Consider the following 870-nt stretch of genomic DNA (forward strand, 5'->3'; position numbering starts at 1 on the left):
TCCCCGTACCGGCCGCCGGCGGCCGGGGCGGGGACGGTGCTCCGGACATCGCCGAGCTGCTGGAGGAGACCTGGCGGGCTGCCCTCGGCATGAGTTCCATCGACCACGGCGCGGACTTCTTCGACCTCGGCGGGGACTCGCTCAGCGCCGTCGGCCTGATCGCGGAGGTCCGGGACCGGCTGGGCGTCGAGCTGAGCATCGGCATGCTCTTCGAGTTCCCGACGATCTCGGCGCTGGCCGCCCAGCTGCGCGGCCGGACGGAGGGAACCCGATGAGCGCGCCCGTGCGCGGCGACGCGGAACCGCGCTGGTCCGTCCGCGGGGAGCACCGCGAGCGGGCCCGGCTGCGGCTGTACTGCTTCCACCACGCGGGCGGGTCCGCCTCCGAGTTCGCGCGGTGGCACCGCTACCTCCCCGAGGACGTCGACGTGTGCGCCGTACAGCTCCCCGGCCGCGGGGCGCGGATCAAGGAGCCTGCGCACACCCGCATGCGCCCGCTCGTGGAGGAACTGGCCGGGCAGCTGGAGACGGACCTGCCCATGGTGTTCTTCGGGCACAGCTTCGGCGCGCTGGTCGCCTTCGAGCTGGCCCGGGCGCTGACGGAGGCGGGCGGGCCCGTGCCGCGGCACCTGTTCCTCTCCGCCCGGCCCGCGCCCGGCCTGGTCTCGTACCGGGGCCGCATCCACGACCTGCCCGAGGAGGAGTTCCTGGACGTCATGGACGGGCGTCACGGCGGAGTCCCGGCAGAGCTGCGCGAGCATCCGGAACTGCGCGCGATGGTGCTGCCGTACTTCCGGGCCGACTACGAGGTCATCGAGACGTACCGGCCGGTCGCGGCCGCTCCCGTGCCGGTGCCGGCGACCGTGCTCGG

2 protein-coding genes are annotated in these 870 nt (G+C 74.5%); both read left to right on the top strand.

What is annotated here, in order from left to right:
- Nucleotides 1-275 (top strand): acyl carrier protein (locus VR44_RS28925; protein ID WP_045950568.1); only part of this gene is annotated, 275 nt, incomplete at its 5' end.
- Nucleotides 272-870 (top strand): thioesterase II family protein (locus tag VR44_RS28930; protein WP_052713877.1); only part of this gene is annotated, 599 nt, incomplete at its 3' end. The genes VR44_RS28925 and VR44_RS28930, both read left to right, overlap by 4 nt.

Source organism: Streptomyces katrae, from assembly GCF_000966975.1.
Lineage (GTDB): Bacteria > Actinomycetota > Actinomycetes > Streptomycetales > Streptomycetaceae > Streptomyces > Streptomyces katrae.